Origin of the sequence: Paenibacillus sp. YN15 (genome assembly GCF_003285005.1) — a bacterium.
Lineage (GTDB): Bacteria > Bacillota > Bacilli > Paenibacillales > NBRC-103111 > Paenibacillus_AR.
This window is the reverse complement of the sequence record NZ_QMFA01000017.1, coordinates 100251-117260: the sequence shown is the minus strand read 5'-3', so window position 1 is coordinate 117260 and position 17010 is coordinate 100251. Positions and strand designations below refer to the sequence as shown.

The 17010-nt window shown below is 56.5% G+C and carries 16 protein-coding genes and 1 pseudogene; 2 read left to right on the top strand and 15 right to left on the bottom strand.

All coding sequences use genetic code 11. From position 1 onward, the window contains the following. The 9 genes from DQG13_RS15420 to DQG13_RS15380 form a co-directional block, all read right to left on the bottom strand. Positions 1-1434, bottom strand: a complete 1434-nt coding sequence (locus DQG13_RS15420) for a L,D-transpeptidase (protein WP_181592768.1) — start codon at positions 1432-1434, stop codon at positions 1-3. 70 nt (positions 1435-1504) lie between these two features. Continuing rightward, complete coding sequence (cysC, locus tag DQG13_RS15415; RefSeq protein ID WP_113020667.1) at positions 1505-2155, bottom strand: adenylyl-sulfate kinase; 651 nt, start codon at positions 2153-2155, stop codon at positions 1505-1507. A 58-nt stretch (positions 2156-2213) separates the two neighbouring features. Beyond that, entirely contained in the window at positions 2214-3113 is a 900-nt protein-coding gene (locus tag DQG13_RS15410) for an STM4011 family radical SAM protein (RefSeq protein ID WP_113020666.1), read from the bottom strand. Then, the gene (locus DQG13_RS15405; RefSeq protein ID WP_113020665.1) at positions 3110-4474 is read right to left on the bottom strand and encodes an STM4012 family radical SAM protein; all 1365 of its coding nucleotides are present in this window, start codon (positions 4472-4474) and stop codon (positions 3110-3112) included. The genes DQG13_RS15410 and DQG13_RS15405 overlap by 4 nt, the downstream gene beginning before the upstream one ends. Before the next feature lie 28 nt (positions 4475-4502). Further along, a complete protein-coding gene (locus DQG13_RS15400; RefSeq protein WP_113020664.1) occupies positions 4503-5294 on the bottom strand; it encodes an STM4013/SEN3800 family hydrolase in 792 nt (263 codons plus the stop codon). Further along, positions 5291-6544 (bottom strand): STM4014 family protein, encoded by a 1254-nt coding sequence (locus DQG13_RS15395; protein ID WP_113020663.1) that lies wholly within the window; start codon positions 6542-6544, stop codon positions 5291-5293. Before DQG13_RS15395 ends, DQG13_RS15400 begins: the two co-directional genes overlap by 4 nt. 1 nt (position 6545) lies before the next feature. Beyond that, positions 6546-7385: an STM4015 family protein gene (locus DQG13_RS15390; RefSeq protein ID WP_113020662.1), complete on the bottom strand. Its 840-nt coding sequence runs from the start codon at positions 7383-7385 to the stop codon at positions 6546-6548. A gap of 485 nt (positions 7386-7870) precedes the next feature. Further along, positions 7871-8107, bottom strand: a complete 237-nt coding sequence (locus tag DQG13_RS15385) for a ferredoxin (protein WP_113020661.1) — start codon at positions 8105-8107, stop codon at positions 7871-7873. Positions 8108-8215: 108 nt separating this feature from the next. Then, the gene (locus tag DQG13_RS15380) at positions 8216-9514 is read right to left on the bottom strand and encodes a DNA polymerase IV (RefSeq protein WP_113020660.1); all 1299 of its coding nucleotides are present in this window, start codon (positions 9512-9514) and stop codon (positions 8216-8218) included. Positions 9515-9794: 280 nt separating this feature from the next. On the opposite strand from DQG13_RS15380, the gene cimA reads away from it, so the two are divergent. After that, positions 9795-11411 (top strand): citramalate synthase, encoded by a 1617-nt coding sequence (gene cimA / locus DQG13_RS15375; RefSeq protein ID WP_113020659.1) that lies wholly within the window; start codon positions 9795-9797, stop codon positions 11409-11411. A gap of 100 nt (positions 11412-11511) precedes the next feature. Here cimA and DQG13_RS15370 read toward each other — a convergent pair whose 3' ends face one another. Beyond that, complete coding sequence (locus DQG13_RS15370) at positions 11512-12051, bottom strand: TlpA family protein disulfide reductase (RefSeq protein ID WP_258525690.1); 540 nt, start codon at positions 12049-12051, stop codon at positions 11512-11514. 134 nt (positions 12052-12185) lie between these two features. Here DQG13_RS15370 and DQG13_RS15365 point away from each other — a divergent pair, with 134 nt between their 5' ends. Next, positions 12186-13478 (top strand): MFS transporter, encoded by a 1293-nt coding sequence (locus DQG13_RS15365; RefSeq protein ID WP_113020658.1) that lies wholly within the window; start codon positions 12186-12188, stop codon positions 13476-13478. Here the strand turns inward: DQG13_RS15365 and DQG13_RS31870 are convergent. The 5 genes and pseudogenes from DQG13_RS31870 to DQG13_RS15340 all read right to left on the bottom strand — a co-directional run bounded on the left by DQG13_RS31870 (position 13453) and on the right by DQG13_RS15340 (position 17005). Continuing rightward, positions 13453-13752 (bottom strand): S-layer homology domain-containing protein, encoded by a 300-nt coding sequence (locus tag DQG13_RS31870; protein WP_181592767.1) that lies wholly within the window; start codon positions 13750-13752, stop codon positions 13453-13455. The genes DQG13_RS15365 and DQG13_RS31870 overlap by 26 nt on opposite strands. 256 nt (positions 13753-14008) lie before the next feature. Then, positions 14009-14371, bottom strand: a pseudogene (locus DQG13_RS31865) (class I SAM-dependent methyltransferase); the annotation flags it as partial. A 53-nt stretch (positions 14372-14424) separates the two neighbouring features. Beyond that, positions 14425-14964 (bottom strand): hypothetical protein, encoded by a 540-nt coding sequence (locus DQG13_RS15350; protein ID WP_113020656.1) that lies wholly within the window; start codon positions 14962-14964, stop codon positions 14425-14427. Positions 14965-15258: 294 nt separating this feature from the next. Continuing rightward, the gene (locus tag DQG13_RS15345; RefSeq protein ID WP_113020655.1) at positions 15259-16029 is read right to left on the bottom strand and encodes an ABC transporter ATP-binding protein; all 771 of its coding nucleotides are present in this window, start codon (positions 16027-16029) and stop codon (positions 15259-15261) included. Then, positions 16019-17005, bottom strand: a complete 987-nt coding sequence (locus DQG13_RS15340) for a FecCD family ABC transporter permease (RefSeq protein WP_220094383.1) — start codon at positions 17003-17005, stop codon at positions 16019-16021. Before DQG13_RS15340 ends, DQG13_RS15345 begins: the two co-directional genes overlap by 11 nt. Positions 17006-17010 lie beyond the last annotated feature (5 nt).

Sequence of the window (17010 nt, the reverse complement as noted above, 5' to 3'; positions counted from 1 at the left end):
CTACAGCCAGCGGTAGATTTTGCCCGGATTGGTTTCCTGGCGCAGGGCCGGCATGCGAAACGGCGATTCGCTTCGGAGAATATCCGCCGGAAGCAGACCGGTGCCGATGGTCACCTTGGTTCCGGAAGGAGCCATGTCGAATAACTCCTCAATATCAGCTTTAAGCATCCGAATGCAGCCGAGCGAGCGGTCTTCTCCAATGCTCCTCGGCTCTTTCGTGCCATGAATGGCATAGTCGGTATCCGACAGCTGCATGCCTCTGGAACCAAAGTCCCCATCGTCCCTGCCGTTGGGGTTTTTGACTTTGACGGAGATGGTGAACACGCCCTCCGGAGTTTTGTCCCCGCCCAAGCCTACCGGGTAGCTGCGCAATATAAACCGGCCGCTTACCAGGGCCAGCCGGTAATTTTGCCGGTCCACCACAATTTCCAGCGGCTCGCTAAAAAGTACCGGCATCCCGCCGGCTCCGGTTTGGCCCCCTCCGGCCCCCGGCACACCGCTGCCCGAAGCCGCTCCCGGTTGGGAAGCGGCATTCCGCAGTGCCTCATACGCCGCCTTCATCTCCTCCGTATAACCCGGCAGCAGATTATCCGGAAAATTCCGGATTACCCCATCCAGGGTCTCCGGCAGCGCCGTACCGTACCGGCTTTGATAGGCCTTCACCGCCGAGCGCAAAATCACATCCTGCTCCTGGCTTTGGAACCAGGCGGACACCGCCGCCGCGGCCTCCCCGCTCTCCTGGGGAGTGCAATTGCACCAGGCCTGCTGAAGATAGTCCACCTTCACCCCGTTGCCGGAAGCGGCGCTCTCCGCGCTGGCCAACAAAGCAGGGGAGCGGAGACCGTTGATCCACTTGCCGTCGGAGGTGGGAATCCCCTCCACTATCAAGGTTTTGCCGCCGGGAGCCTGTCCGGGCTGGACCACCTGCTTCCAAAGCTCCTCCCCCCGGCCCGCCACCGGATCGGTATACAGAATCCGCAGGCCTCCGCTTTCGGGAGCCTCCGCAATCGCTTCCGACCCATCCGCACCGCCGGACCCGTCGTCGGCCTCCTCATGGAGAACGCCGCTCCCCAGTATGTAAGAGCCGGCCAGCAGCGCAACAATAAACGCTCCCGCCAGCTTGGCGACCAGCCTTGCCCGTTTTTTGCGGCCTGCGCCTCCGGCGGCAGTTCCTTCCTCCGCCTTGAGCTCCTCCAGAAGCCCCAGACGAACCTTCTTTTTCTCAAAGGCCTCGTACACCTCACCCGCCTGGGCAAAGCAATAACGCGCTTTTCCGTGCTTGTCCCGAAGCGCATACTCCTTGCCCAGAAGATACCAGGAAAGCTTGTTATCCGGGTGATCCTTCACAAATTGCTTCAGATACACCATATCGTTATCCAGAGGATTATGCTCAAAAAACGCCTGCAGCTGCTCCTCCAGCTCCTTTTGATTCATCCCAGCACCGCCCTTCCGCCGTGTCGTCATGAATTATATCGGCAGACAGGCGCCGCAGATAAATGAGACTCTAGTCCCCGAATAAGGAGCGGGCCGAAGGCATCCCTCTGGAAAGCAGCTCCTCCAGAAGCAGGCGGATGTTGGCCTCCATCCCGGACCGGTCTGTATGAAGCGTCAGCTCCGGGCGCTCCGGAGGCTCATACACGTCGGATATCCCCGTAAACAGCGGAATCTCTCCCCGCCGGGCTTTGGCATACAGCCCCTTCACATCCCGCCGCTCACATTCGGACAGGGCGCAATCGATATGCACCTCCAAGAAAAGAGGCAGCTGACTGCGGGCATAAGCCCGCATATCCGCATACGGGCTTACCATGGAAACAATCGCGTTCACGCCGTGCCGGTTCAAAAGACTGCACACATAAACCGCCCTGCGCACATTTTCCATCCGGTCCTCCCGGGTGAAGCCCAGACCCGAGCCAATGTGCCGCCGCAGCTCGTCCCCGTCCAGACATTCCACGGCATAGCCCAAATCCGCCAGCTTTTCCGCCAAAGCCAGAGCTGTTGTGGTTTTTCCGGCGCTGGGCAGCCCTGTCATCCAGATTGTCCAGCCTTGCTGCTTTTGCTGTTCTCCGCGCTCTTGCTGTTTTCCCTGCTCATGCTGTTCTTGCGGTTCTCCATGCCGTTCTTGCTGCTCTCTCTGCTCTTGCCGCTCCCTTGCCATGAGTCCGCTCCCCCTTGCCTTACTCCGCCTCGCCCTGCTCCGCTGGTTTCGGTTCCGTTCATCCGGTTCCGTTAATTCCGGCTCCGCGCAGGTCCCGGCCCGCATCGCTCTTCGCAATCCGCTCCAGCAGCCTCTCCCCATATATATCCGCCAACCGCAGCTCCGGCAGATGGATGTAGCCGATATAGCAGCCGCAGCTTGTCATTCCGCACGGCCGCCGGCGGGACAGCCCCTCCAGCCCCTCCCGGTACAGATGCCCCAGCACCCGGCGGTCCTGATAACATCTCTTTACCAGGCCGAAGCCTTGGACGTAGAAGACGGACTCGCCTGCCTGGCAGGCTTTGCCGCAGCTTTCGTAATCCTTCAGATTCTTTTCAAAATGGGGATCGATTCCGCCTAAAAAAGAACGGTCGGCCTCCAGATAATAATCCGCCTGATCCTTGAAGGCGTTCACCCAAAGATACACGTCGGCGGGCAGCTCCCGGCGTAGCGAAGCAATGGCCTCGAAAGCGCTTTTTACTCCCACCGCTCCCACACTGAAGGGAATCCCCCTGCTGTGCAGCTCGCCGCAACGGGCCAAAAACGCCGCTTCGCTCACCTGCCCCGGATGATAAGTGGCCCAGAAGGCCGCCTTGTCCGGGTTGAGGCCCTCCGTCCAGGCCAGCCCCGCAGAAAGATTGGTCTGGATGGCCACCTTGTCCACATGCTCCATATGGGACAGCTCCGTCATGGCCGTCTGGTACCAACGATGGATCAGCCCTTCCCCATAAGGGTTAAAAAAGATTTTCAGCCGGTGCCCGGCCTTTCCCTGCGCACCCGCCCAATCCACAAACCGGGACAGCTGCTCCCGGTCCCGGGCAAGAGTTTGCGCACTGTCCGTCTTTTTTCCGAAGGGGCAATAGGGGCAATCGTAATTGCAGGAGGACAAGGCCCCCCGGTAATACAACACCGCCCTCATGCGAAAATAAATCCTTCCATACGCTGCCGCACCTCCGGCGAAATCAGCTCGTCTCCGATGGCATCGGAATGGGCCAGGCCCTCCTCCGTCAGACGAACCGTCTCCTCTATCCGGGTAGCCCACTCCGCCTTCAGCAGCACCTGCAGCTCAGGGCAATCCTCCAGAGCGGAGCTGCCGAACCGTTCCTCGTAAGCGGGAAGCGCCAAACCCTCCTGATGCAGAATAGCCTTCAGAATGTAACGGCGCCTTTCTTCCCGGCCGTCCAGCACAATACCGTAGTCTGCAACATCATACCTCCCGGCGGCGATATAATCCCGGATGATCCGTTCCGAGACCACCCGGCTGACGGCATACCGGGTTGCGTAATGAACCCGGCGGGTATAGGAGCGGGCGCCGCAGCCCAGGCCAACCAGCCCCTCCTCCTGACACCCGTAAGGCAGCACCGCCTTGCCGGAGTGTGCCGGGGGTTTGGCGAACCGCCGCATGGACGATTGAATATATCCCTCCGCCAACAGCCGGTCCCTCGCAGCAATATAGCAGGCCATACGCAGGTCGGAAGCCTCCGGCCGCCTGTCTCCGGGCTTCAAGATGGTATGCTCCCGCGTGTACAGGGGATAGAGGAATATTTCCTCCGGCGCAAAAAGAAGCGCCCGCTCCAGGGAATACAGCCAGGATTGAACCGTCTGCCCGGGCAGCCCGTAGATCAGGTCCAGATTCAGCACCGGAAAATCATAGCGCCGCAGCCTGTCCAGCGCCCGCTCCACCTCCAGCGGCTTTTGCGGACGGTAGATGGCGGCGGACTCCGCCTCCACGAAGCTTTGCACCCCCATGCTCACCCGGTCCACCCGCCTCTCACGGAGAATATCCAGGCGCTCAGGCGTCACCGTATCGGGGGAGGCCTCCACGGAAATGGACGCCTGCGACCGCTCCAGACCCATTACCTCTTCGGCGATGCCAAACAATCTGTCCAGCAGCTCTGGCGCCAGCAGTGTAGGAGTCCCCCCGCCAATGGCAAAACGGGCGAAGGGACGGTGACTGACCAAGGGCGCCCATTGCCGGGCTTGGCGCTCCAGGGCATCCACATATTGCCGGTGCAGCTCAGGCTTCCTGTCCGGCAGCGTAAACAGGTTGCAGAAGCCGCAGCGGGCTCCGCAAAACGGGATATGCATGTATAAAAAGAAGCTTTCCGCCGTTTCCTTCGCCCACAGCTCCGCCAACGGCATTCCCGGCGTCAGCTCCCGGTAAGCGGTTTTGTGGGGATACGAATATAGGTACGACCGGTACGGCTCTGCCCGCATCTCATTCTTCCAGCGGGCAATGGCCGCATCGTCCGACGGTTGGGGAAAATCAGCATGGGACATGGGATGCGTCCTCCTTTCTAAAAAACCGCTAGAGAATGAATTCGCGGTACGGCACCGTCCACACCACTTCATGGGCAAGCCGGTGCCCTTCATAGCCGTCTTCTCCGTAGGCCGTTCCGTGATCGGAGAAGGCCAGGCAAAAAGCAGGCCGTTTGCGGGTCCTCAAGGCCGCAAACAGACGGCCAAGCTGGCCGTCCACATAGCGCAGCGCGGCGCGTTGGGATTCCACCGAATCCCTCTTGACCCCCGGCACATAATAATGGTTGGGTCCATGAATGGCCGAGATGTTCATGAACAAAAAAAGCCGTTCATCCTGGGCGGTTTCCTCCAGCAGCTTCAGGGCATGATTCACCTGGTGCTCCGTGGAGCGGGGATTGGTCACGCCGAAGCTCATGCGCCAGTAGCTTTTCTGAAAATAACCGGGCAGCACACGGGCCAAGGGCACTTTTTTGGTGAAAAAAATAACGCCGCCGATGCAGACGGTCTTATACCCCACCTCCGCTAGACCGGATACAATATCCGGGGTGTCGAACAGCCAGGTGTGGGGATGGGTGGGCTTGCCGGTATTTTTGGAATGAAACAGTCTGATGTGTTCAGGCCCGGATTTGTCGGTGGTGGCGGGTGTGGGCAAAAATCCGCCAAAAAAAGCATGATGCGCCGCATACGTGAAGCTCCCCGGTGTATGCCGCTTTTCCCAATGCCCGCCGCCGCACAGGTTCGGACAATTGGCCTCCTCCAGCACCGCCGCATCATAACGAAGGGTATCCAGGGTAATCATAATAATGTCAAAGTCGCCTACAATCCGGTTCATATCCGTCACTTTGCAATTCCTCCTGCAAGGCCGCGTTCCCTCCAGGAACGGAAATCCGGCAGCCGCTTCATTTCCCAGGCATAGGTGCCATAGCCTTGGTGGTCAACCCGGTACAGAAGATCGCCGAAGGGATTCAGCTCCCCCACAACAGGCGTACAGATGCCATTCCTCAGCAATACGTCCACGCCGGCTACCAAGGAGCGCGGAAAGGCGGACAGGGCCCGCTCCGCGCATTCTCCCACCGCCTGCCGGGTCTCCTCCGAAAGGCCGATTTCCTCCAGGCTCATCCGCTCGCTTTTCAAATGCAGGTTGGTAATGGGGGTTTTGCTCAGTCTGGCGATACTGTGACAGGCCTGCCCGTCCACCACCAACTGCCGGACATCGAAGGCTCTTCCCTGGAAGGTGGCCTTGGCCACCCATTGCTCCGCATGGGCCCCGTGGGCGAGCAGCCAACTCAGCAGTTGCCGGATGGTCTTTTGCTCCGTGTAGCGGTGCGGCTTGATGGCGTTGTAATATACCGGCGGACGGGTCAGGTGCTGCTCCACCCCCAGGGTTGTAACCGCCACCTCTGCCCCCGTTCTCGGATTCAACTGGTACGCCACCACACCGCAAGCCCCGGAGCCGGACGCCAGCTTCACAAATACCCGGTGCATCCCCTTCTTAAGCATGACTTCGCGCAAGGCTTCGTAATCGGGGAGCTCCGCAGGCGCTGCCAGCAGCCTGGGCACGGGAACACCCGCACCGGAGAGTATCCGGTGGGTTACCCGTTTATCGAACATAGCGGCAATATCAGGAGGCGCGTTCACCCAGAACGGGGAGGGCCAAAGCGCCTCCGCTTCACGCTCCAGCCTTCCCAACAGCCGCATGAAGCCGCGGAACCATTGGGAGGGATGGTACAGCCGCCCGGTTTGCTCCCGGAGGGAGCGCGCGTCCTGCTCCCCCAGCGGCTGGGGATCGGGGATGGCCCCGTATGCCAGCAGGCGCTCATCCCGGTGCTCTGCCCGGGCATCCGGCGCTCCCAGGGCAATCAGCAGCCGCTCCACCTGGAAGTCCTCGCCGGGAGCGTCAATCCGCAGCATGGGAGCGATACCCGCAGGCAGGTCAAGCTGCCTGGCAGCCTCGGCAAGTGAGGCGGTCCCTTGCAGCAGACCGGCATACGGAACCACATAAGCCGGCTCCAGCCCCAGCTGCCGCCGCGCTTCCTGCAACCCTGCGGTACGGCGGTTGTCCGGGTTTCCGATGAGAATCAGCCGCTCCATTCTATTCCGTCAGCGCCGGATACCGGTATTCGTCATCCTCGCCCTGGGCGTCGCTGACGTCCACATTGAGCCCGGATTGCTTCCAGCGCTTGATCATTTTTTCCGACATATAATGATGGCTCAAATCAAGACGCTGCAGCTTCTTCACGCGGTCGCTGTTTAACAGCGCCTCCGCCCCCGCATCCGACAGCGTCCCCATGGACAAATCCAAGGTATGCAGCTGGTCAAGAATCGGAGCATCCGCAAGGGCTGCGGCAATCTCATCCTGGATTTCGCTGTCCTTCAGGCCAAGGTAAACAAGCTCGGGAAATTTGCCAGATTTGGCTACCTGAAGAACATCCTCCAATGTTCCGTCGAAGCCGTAGCTGTCCACGCCCAGATACAGCTCCAGCTTTTTCAGACGCGGGAAATGGGCTTGGGCGATGCTGTCCAGCACATCCTTGCCCAGGCCGCCGCAAATGATCACCAGCTCCTCCAGCTTCTCATGGCGGGCCGGATTCAGGCTTAAGCCGGTGCTTCCCTGAATCGTCAATGAGATCAGCTCCGGAAATGCCGTGAGCAGGGGGGCCACATCCGATTGCATGATCCAGGATACCTCACACTCCTCGGAATCCATATCCCCGATGAACAGCTTCCGCAGCTTGGGAAACGCCTCCTTCGCCTGCACCAGCGCCTCTACAACGGAACTGGAGTCGTTCTCATAGGAGCCGCCCCAATCGCCGATGACCAGACTTTCCAGCTCTTTGCTCTCCGGCTGCGCCGCCAGCTCCTCAATCAATTGCTTCATTTGGACGCCATTCTCATAATCCTCATAAGCGACTGTCAGTTTCACTTCGGACATGTTCGTTCCTCCCCAAGGGCTTTGCTGCGAGGCAAGCCAACATCGTAAGATAAGCTTGAACTGTATAGATTATCGTCAAATGCATATGACAAGTTTACCATGTTTTGGAGTTTTCATATAGACGGGGCTTCCTCATCGCATCTCCTAGGCTCACCGCACCATGTATCTTTTTGCCCGGACCCTGGTTCCGTTATTTCGCAAAAATTGGCCCTTTCTTCTCCGGAGAGGACACAGAATCCGTTAAGTGTGAAAAAACGTGGGTTCCCCCTGCCTTTGGGGCAAAATAACGAATCGTCAGTCCGCGAAAATCCAAAAAAGGACCAAACGGGCAAAATAACGGACCCTCTGTCCGCAGCCGCCGAGCCGAGGCGAACTGGACCGAGCCAAGCCCAGTTGGGCCGGGCTGTCCAAGGGAATCTGCGCCCGCCCCGCCGCACACAAAAAAGCCGCCGGCTATAAACCGGCAGCTTCTGATGATGGATGAATTATTTATTGAAAGCTGCTTCCGCAACCTTGATGGAATCCGTCGGGCAGCCGTCCTGGGCGTCCTGAAGATCGTCATAGAGATCCTCCGGAATTTCCGTTACGCCTTTGTTGCCGTCGCCTTCATAAATCACTTCAGCCAACCCATCATCGTCATAATCATAAATGTCAGGTGCTGTTGCGCCGCATGCGCCGCATGCAATACAAGTTTCTTTGTCTACCCAAGTATACTTGGCCATCTGTATCTCCTCCTCAAAGTCATCCTCAACTCAAACTATAATATAAATTCATACAAAGTTCAAATAAAGATGGCGACTCTGTTACAGCCGCGGACTTCCCCTGTATTTCTACTCCTCAAAAAAGCCTTTTTCCTTCATATGATCCTTCTGAAGCGAGGTTCCCCGGATCTTGTGATTGCGGATTAGAGCCGACGGATCGTCGCCCAGCATGCCCGCGGTCAGAATCGCGCTTTCGCCGAACCGGTCCCTGAGCTGATCCATGATCCGGTTCAACTCCTCCTTCTTCGGCTGCCTGTTATAGTCGAACAGGTCCAGCTGTACTGCAGCCTCCGATTTGTCCACCAGATTCTGCAGAGTAATGCCCAGAAGCCTTACCGGCTGGTCTTTTTGCCAATGGCGGTGGAACAGCTTGCAGGCGGTATCGAACACCGTATCCGCATCCTCCGTGGGGGTATCCAAGGTCACCGAGCGGGTGATGGTTTTCATGCTGGGGTTGCGGATGGTAATCTGGACCGTGGACGCCATCAGATGCTGCCTTCTCATCCTGCGGCATACCTGGTCGGCCAAATTCAGAAACACCCGCCGGATATCGGAATCATCCGTGAAATCCTTGGGCAGGGTTGTGGTATGCCCGACGGACTTGCTGGCCTCCTGCTCGGCATTCACCGGCGTTTCATCCTCGCCGTTGGCGGCGGCCTTCAGCCACGAGCCCACAACACCGAAGTGGGCCGTCAGGAAGCTCTCCTCCGCATGGGCCAGCTCCCCGATGGTGCGGATGCCCAGCTTGTTCAGCTTTTCCCCTGTGCGGCTGCCGATGCCGTACATATAAGAGCAGGGTTTGTTCCACAGGAGTCCCGGCACATCCCGCTTCCGGAGGATGGTAATGCCGTTGGGCTTTTTCATATCCGAGCCCATCTTGGCCAAAAGTTTGTTGGGAGCGATGCCGATGGAGCAGGGCAGCCCCAGCTCCGTGCGGATTCTCCGCTGCAGGTCCTCCGCAATCTGGACGGGAGTGCCGAACTGCTTGGACCCGGTAATGTCCAGAAAGCATTCATCGATGGACACGGCCTCCAGCTGCGGCGAGTAGCTATAGGCAATGTTCAGAAACCGGCGGGAAAATTGGCGGTACAAATGAAAATCCGGCGAGATCAGAAGAAGCTCCGGACACAGCCGCAGCGCCTCCCGCACCTGCATGCCGGTTCTTACCCCTTTTCCCCTGGCCGCGTAGGAGGAGGTCACCACAATTCCCCGCCGAAGCTCCACGCTTCCGGCCACCGCACAGGGTTTGCCTTTATATTTCTCCGGCTCCACCGCTTCATGCACCGAGCAATAAAAAGCGTTCATATCGATATGGAGGACAACTCTGCCGTTTTTGGGATAATGGGATTCCGCATCCGTTGTGGGCATTGCCGCGCACCTCCCGAAGCTTGATTTGCGGGCCGACGCCCTTTATACCCAGCATACAATTGCCTGCGGGCGGGGTCAAGAAGCCGCAGCCCCTTCGGTTCCCTGGATTGTTTTACACCCGGAAAATACTTCGGACAAGCTCGCTTCTCCGCATTGCTCCATTAAAATCTTTTTTCTACATATCCCTATCCTCCCCGCAACTATATGTTATAATGAACCATTATACATCCCTACGGGTTGTACGTTGAACATTTGCGAAGGGCACAGGGGGCATTGACGGATGAATCAAGTGAGGATTTTTGACACTACACTGCGGGACGGGACCCAGGGCGAAGGCATCAGTTTGACCGTGGAGGATAAGCTGAAAATCGCACGCAAGCTCGATGAACTCGGTGTCCATTATATAGAAGGCGGATGGCCGGGCAGCAACTACAAGGACATTGAATTCTTCGAGCGGGTCAAGGAGCTTCCTCTGCAGCACGCCAAAATCAGCGCCTTTGGCAGCACCCGCCGCAAGGGCATCCCCGCCAAGGAGGATACCAATCTCAACCGGATTCTGGAGACCGGCGTTTCCGTCGCCTCGATTTTCGGAAAGTCCTGGGACTTTCATGTGGAAACCGCCATTCAGACCACCTTGGAGGAAAATTTGGCGATGATCGCCGATTCCGTCTCTTATCTGAAGAGCCATGGTCTGGAAGTTATCTATCTGGCGGAGCATTTTTTTGACGGATTCAAGCATAATGAAGCATATGCCCTGAACACAGTGAAGGCAGCCGCCGCAGCTGGAGCGGACTGCGTTGTGCTCTGCGATACCAACGGAGGAACCCTGCCGGACGGCATCGCCGCCGCGGTCAGCCGGGTATGCGCGGAGCTGAGCATCCCGGTAGGCATCCACGCCCATAACGATTGCGAGCTGGGGGTAGCCAATACCTTGGCTGCGGTCAAGGCCGGAGCCCGGCATGTGCAGGGCACCTTTAACGGGCTGGGAGAGCGGTGCGGCAATGCCAACCTGTGCTCAGTGATCCCCAACCTTCAATTAAAGATGAATTATCGCTGCGTCAGCGACGCACAGCTGGCCGGACTTACCGGAACGGCCCGGTTCATCAGCGAAATCGCCAATACCCATGTTTCCCCCAACCAGCCTTTTGTAGGGACCTCCGCCTTTGCCCATAAGGGGGGCATTCATGTTTCCGCTATTCTGAAATCGTCCAGCACTTACGAGCATATCGCTCCTGAGCTGGTAGGCAACAAGCAGCGGGTGCTGGTGTCGGAGCTGGCCGGGCAGAGCAACCTTCTGGCCAAGGCGCAGGATTTGAACCTGGATGTCACCCGCCAGACGGATAAAACCAAGGCTGTTATTGAGCAAATCAAAACACTGGAGCATCAGGGCTACCAGTTTGAAGGAGCGGACGCCTCCCTGGAGCTGCTGCTCCGGGAAGCCTTCGGCGAGCTGGAGCATATTTTTACCCTGGAATCCTTCAAGCTGCTGGTTGAAAAATCCGGGGACAATCCCTTTGTTTCGGAGGCCTTCGTCAAGGTGCGGGTCCATGGGGAGGCCATCTTCACCGCCGCGGAGGGAAACGGTCCGGTCAACGCGCTGGACAATGCTCTGCGGAAAGCATTGGTCAAGTATTACCCGGAGATCGCCCATATGCATCTGGCGGATTACAAGGTCCGGGTCATCGACGAGAAGGACGCCACCGCCGCCAAGGTGCGGGTGCTCATCGAGTCCACGGATTACAAGAACAGCTGGAACACCGTAGGCGTCTCCGACAATATTATCGAAGCCAGCTGGCAGGCGCTGGTGGACAGTATCCGCTATTGGCTCATCGGCAAGGAATGTTCGGCTATCGCCGAAGAAGCGCCCATCGGCAAAGCCGGGCTCATCAACCACTGAAGGGCATAACAAGTGCACGATAAAGCCTTTTGACCATATTCAAGAAAAACACCGGGATTCTCTCAAAAGGAGAGCCGGTGTTTTTTCATGTCCGCACACATCACATGCCGATAAGCTTCTGCAGCTTTTTTTCCAGCTCTTCGGGTGTAAGCAGATTGATCACATCCGTTATATTCCCGTTTTTGTCGATGAGAAAGCTGGTGGGAATGGCCTGGAAGCGGTACTTTTGCGCAGCCTCCAGCTTGTAATCCAGAAGCACCGGGAAATGGAACTTGAACCGGGCGGCAAAAGCCTTCATCCGCTCAAAATCATCATTCCCCGTCAGATTTACGGCGTACAGATCCAGCTTATCCTTGTATTTGTCATACAAGCTGGCCAGCGCCGGCGCCTCTTCCTCGCATGGATCGCACCAGGACGCCCAGAAGTTCAGCAGCAGCGGCTTATCCCGGGGACCGCCCACCTGATAGGTTGCCCCATCCAGCGCAGTCAGCTGAAAGGACGGCGCAGCCGTATTCAGCCGCGGCGCAGCCTCCGCTGGCAATGCAGCCTCCTGCTCTTCGCGTGAGCCGTTATGATAAAGGAGCGTACCCGCGAGCAACAGACCCACGGCCAGTCCCACAATGCGGTTGCGGTTCATCATGCTGGGCCTCCTGTCTAGAATGATTCTAACATGATTGCCGAGTTCACCACCGATTATACCACGCTTCTCCAGCATGACGGGATTCCGGTTAGGGCAGGTTATGGGTATCACCCACGAGAAGAGGATTGAACAAGATGGAGAAGACCAAACAAAAGCCTCTGCAGGTTGTATTTGAAAGCCTCATGCCGGAAGAGGAGGGGGAGGCCTCCCAACAAAAGTCGCCCAAGCAGACGGAAAAAGGACATGCCTGGGAGTTCGCGGCCATCGCTACCGTTCCGCTGGTGCTGGTTCTGGGCAATTCCATGCTGATTCCGATCCTGCCGGACATGGTCCGGGAGATGCAAATTTCCGATTTTCAATCCAGCCTGGTCATTACCTTGTTCTCGGTTACGGCAGGGCTGTTTATTCCGGTGAGCGGATTTCTGTCCGACCGCTTCTCCCGTAAAGCCGTGATGATTCCCTCCCTCATTGTATATGGGGCAGCAGGAATTTTGGCCGGCTTCGGGGCCATTTGGGGCTCCTATCCGGTGCTGATCGCCGCCCGGGCCTTGCAGGGCATGGGAGCAGCCGGGACCGCGCCCATTGCCATGGCTTTGGCCGGGGATCTTTTTGACGGAGCCACAGAGAGCAAGGCCTTGGGCTTAACGGAGGCCTCCAACGGCACCGGCAAGGTGCTGAGCCCCATTATGGGAGCGGCGCTGGCTTTAATCGTATGGTATCTGGCCTTTTTTGCGCTGCCGGTTTTCTGCGCTATCTCGCTGTTGGCGGTAATTTTTATCCTGAAGGAGCCCGGCCGGGATAAACCGCCTCTGAAGCTGGGAGAATATACCCGGACCACCCTGAAGCTGATCAAGGAAAAAGCCAAGTGGCTCCTCACCAGCTATCTGGCGGGAGCCTTGGCTTTGTTCGTGCTGTTCGGCGTGCTGTTTTATCTGTCGCAGATTTTGGAGAAGCCGCCTTATTCCATTGACGGTGTGATCAAGGGTCTGGTGCTGGCCATTCCGCTTCTGGGAATGGTCATTACCTCCTATACCACCGGCGCAGTCATCAAGAAGGACGGCATTCTCATGCGCAAGCTGATGCTGTCCGGTCTGGCGCTGATGACCGTTTCCTTAACCGCGGCCATTTTCCTGAACGGCAATATTTACTGGCTGATCGGCCTGCTTACGGCCAGCAGCATCGGCACAGGGCTGCTCCTCCCTTGCCTCAATACCATGATCACCGGCTCGGTGGAAAAAGAGCAGCGGGGCATGATCACCTCCCTTTACAGCAGCCTCCGTTTCCTGGGAGTGGCGGCAGGCCCGCCCCTGTTCGAGCTGATGATGGACCGTTCGGATACGCTGGTGTTTATCACCGTCTCCATACTTGCCTTGGCCGCGCTGGGCCTGGTCTTTTTCCTGGTCAAGCCGGAGGCGGAGGTGGCGTAACCAAATAATTGAGCATCGCCTGCGCCATTTCCGCTCTGGTCGCCGGGGCACCAGGGACGAACCGTCCGTCCTCCCTGCCCTGCATCAGACCAAGCTCTGCCTCAACCCGGACGCTGCCGTTGACTGCGCTGCTGTCGGCAACGTTCCATGGACCTGAAGATAAACGAGTCAGGATTACGGCGATTTCCTGACGGCTGATCGCTGCATCGGGCCCAAAGCTGTCTGCCGTCCGGCCATTGATCAGGCCCCGCCTGTACCAGCCGCGACAGTTCATCGCGATACCAGGCATCAGCCGGCACATCAAAGAATGCAAACATACCAAATCCCCCGTTCCTGAATTGGAATGGGGGACACCATTTTATACCATGATCCGTTACGCTTCGCTCGTCCCGCTGTTCTCCAGGGCGTGTCCAATCGTTATCCTCCACCGGTCTGCCCTCTCCCAGTTCGGCATACACCTCTTGAATCTCTCGAAAAAAAGGGTCTCCATCAGCCGGAAATACATGTTCCGCGTTCCAAAACGCTAAGTGACCGCCCGGTCGCAGCCAATCCCAGGCTCGCTGGTAGCGAACCTTCGGATCAATCCAACGCCAAGCTGTCGCGGCATAGATAAGGCCGTACCGTTCTTCTGAGAATGCAGGCTCCCAATCTTCAAAGTTCGCGTGGATGACCGTCGCGTTAGTCTCCGCCAGATTATGGCGGGCCTGCTTCGCCAAGTTACGGCCCAGTTCGATGGCAGTGATGCGGTAGCCCCGATGTGCGAGAGGAAGAGTAGCTTTACCCGTCGCACAGCCGATTTCGAGCAGTCGATCATCGGGATGAAGCCGAGTCGCCCGGATCAGAGAGTCGAACAGTTCTTCCGGATAGTCAGGCCGCGCTTGCTGGTAGCGCATAGCGGCTTGTTCGAAAGTATCACGCAGCTTAATACGATGATTGGTGTGGGTCATTATAGAGCTATACATTGCTCAAGCCGTTCCACTCGCTCCATGGTATCATTCAGATCACTTTCGATTCCTTTCAACAATCGACGGTTCGAGCGTTTGTCGTGAGCAATGTTCCGGTTAAGCTCCTGGAACCTGTCGTTCATTTCCTGCTTATGGCCGCGGATTTCGGCAATGAGCAATTCCTTGTTAATCTGGGCAGTATCTTCAATGGATTGAAAGCGCACAGCGGCTTCAGCTTGGAAAGCAAGCGTACTTGCCTTGAAGCTGGTCATATCTTCCTTGAACTCCAGCATGTCGGCCTTGAAGCTGGTCATATCTTCCTTGAACTCCAGCATGTCGGCCTTGAAGCTGGTCATGTCTTCCTTAAACTCCAGCATGTCGGCCTTGAAGCTGGTCATGTCTTCCTTAAACTCCAGCATGTCGGCCTTGAACGCCATCATATCCTTCTGGAAATGAAGCAGCTGGTCTTGCGTCGAAGTTACCTTGGCATCTGTCAATTCCAGCTTATGCAGTATGGCTTGAAGCAACTCTTTTTCCGTCACGGGCAGCCCTCCCCTTACTTTTTAGAATACGTTATTTGCGCAGTTCTAGCAATCGGAGTTTCGGCACAATCTTTACACGCTTCTCAACCTGAACGAAAAAAAGCGCCAATCCTCCCTTTATGGGGTAGGTTGGCGCATGCTTTGCGCTTCGTCCATATTGTGCTTTCCTCTAAAAAAGATCATACCATAGAATAGAACAGATAGCTACAATGAGAACGTCATTTTCGAACAGCAGGTAAGATGTGCGCATTTCGCGGCAGATGGCGCTATAGCTGAATGGACACAGATCTAAAATCAGTTCGCTTCCGAAACGGTCAATACATAGCTTTGGCGGTTTGCATGGAGCATCTTTAAATGAATACCGAATATCTCATACAGCGTATTCCGGTTTATCACATCTTCCGTTTTTCCATGGATGACGATCCTCCCTTCCTTCATCCCGATGATTTCATCGCTATAATAAATCGATTGGTTAAGGTCATGCAGAACCATCACAATCGTCATCCCGTAATCCCGGTTAAGCCTCTGCAGCAGCTCCAATATGTGGATCTGATGCCGGACATCCAGATAAGTTGTCGGTTCATCGAGAAATAAAATCTCCGTTTTCTGCGCCAAGGCCATGGCAATGAAAACCCGCTGTCTTTGTCCTCCGGACAGACTATCCATTGGCCGGTCCTGCAAGTCGCGGATTTCCGTCGTCTCCATGGCCCAGTCAATCGTAAATTCATCCTCCTGGCTCAATCCTTTGTAAAACGACCGGTAAGGAGTTCTCCCGTAAGCAACCAGATTTTTCACAGAGATGTCTTTGGGCGCTGTGTTGTACTGGTGGACGATGGCGACTTTTTTGGAGAAGCTCCTTAAGCTGATTTCTTTTATGTCTGTGCCCTCAAGATAGATGGCGCCTGCCGAGGGTTTGAGGTTTTTGGTCATCAATTGCAGCAGCGTTGTTTTGCCGCAGCCGTTGGGTCCGATCAGTGTGGTAATCTTTCCCTTTGGAATTCGAGCGGAAACAGAGACCAGAGTTGGCTCACGGCCATATTGAAAGGATACGTTCTTAACCTCCATAGATTCTCTCGCTCCTTCTCAAAAGGAAGATAAAGAACACCCCGCCGACAACGGCCATCACAATAGCCGCCGGAATCTCGAACGGATAAGCAATTGTCCGTCCCACGGTATCCGCAAACAACACTGTAAAGCTGCCAAGCAAGCAGGAAAAAGGGAGCAATACTTTATGATCCCTGCCAATCAGCAGCCGCGCAATGTGGGGAACGATCAAACCGACAAAGCTGATGGTTCCAACAACAGCCGTGGCAATACTGGCCAATAGCACAGCGATTGCCGATATGATAATTCGCACTGCATTTACATTGACCCCCAGGTTGCGGACTGTCTTGTCCTCCAACGCCAGCAAATTGCATTTCCCCGCGGCAAACAGCGATGCCGTCACCCCAAAAAGCACATATCCCGTCAACATCCGCACATCCGCCCAGGTCTTCATGGTCATGCCGGCGTTGACAATGGAGTTGATCATATTGCGGGAGCTGCTGCCGCCAATATATTGAAGGGCACTTAGCAATCCTGTAAACACCGCATTAATGGCAATGCCCACCAGGATGATCCGCAATGGACTGAGCCCCGATTTCCACGACAATGTATACACCAGCAGACAGGCAACCATGCCTCCGGCGAAGGCGAACATGGGAATGAAGAAAAATAACGCCGGAAAAAGCATCACGGCAGCCGCTGAAAAGAAGCCCGCACCGGCAGAGATTCCGATAATCCCGGGATCGGCCAGAGGATTTTTCATGACCGCCTGCAGCAGCACGCCGGAAACAGCCAGAGCGCCCCCCGCCATCAAGGCGATGAAAATTCTTGGGAACCGCAGATCAAAAATAATCTCCACATCCCGGTTATATTCGATGAATAACCCTTTGTATAAGGCGAGAACGGAAATTTTGATTCCCCCGGTGTTCACCGCCCAGAAAAACAGGCCGGCCAGAAGAACACTCACCACGATAAAAGACAGCCACCTTCTGCTCAACATGT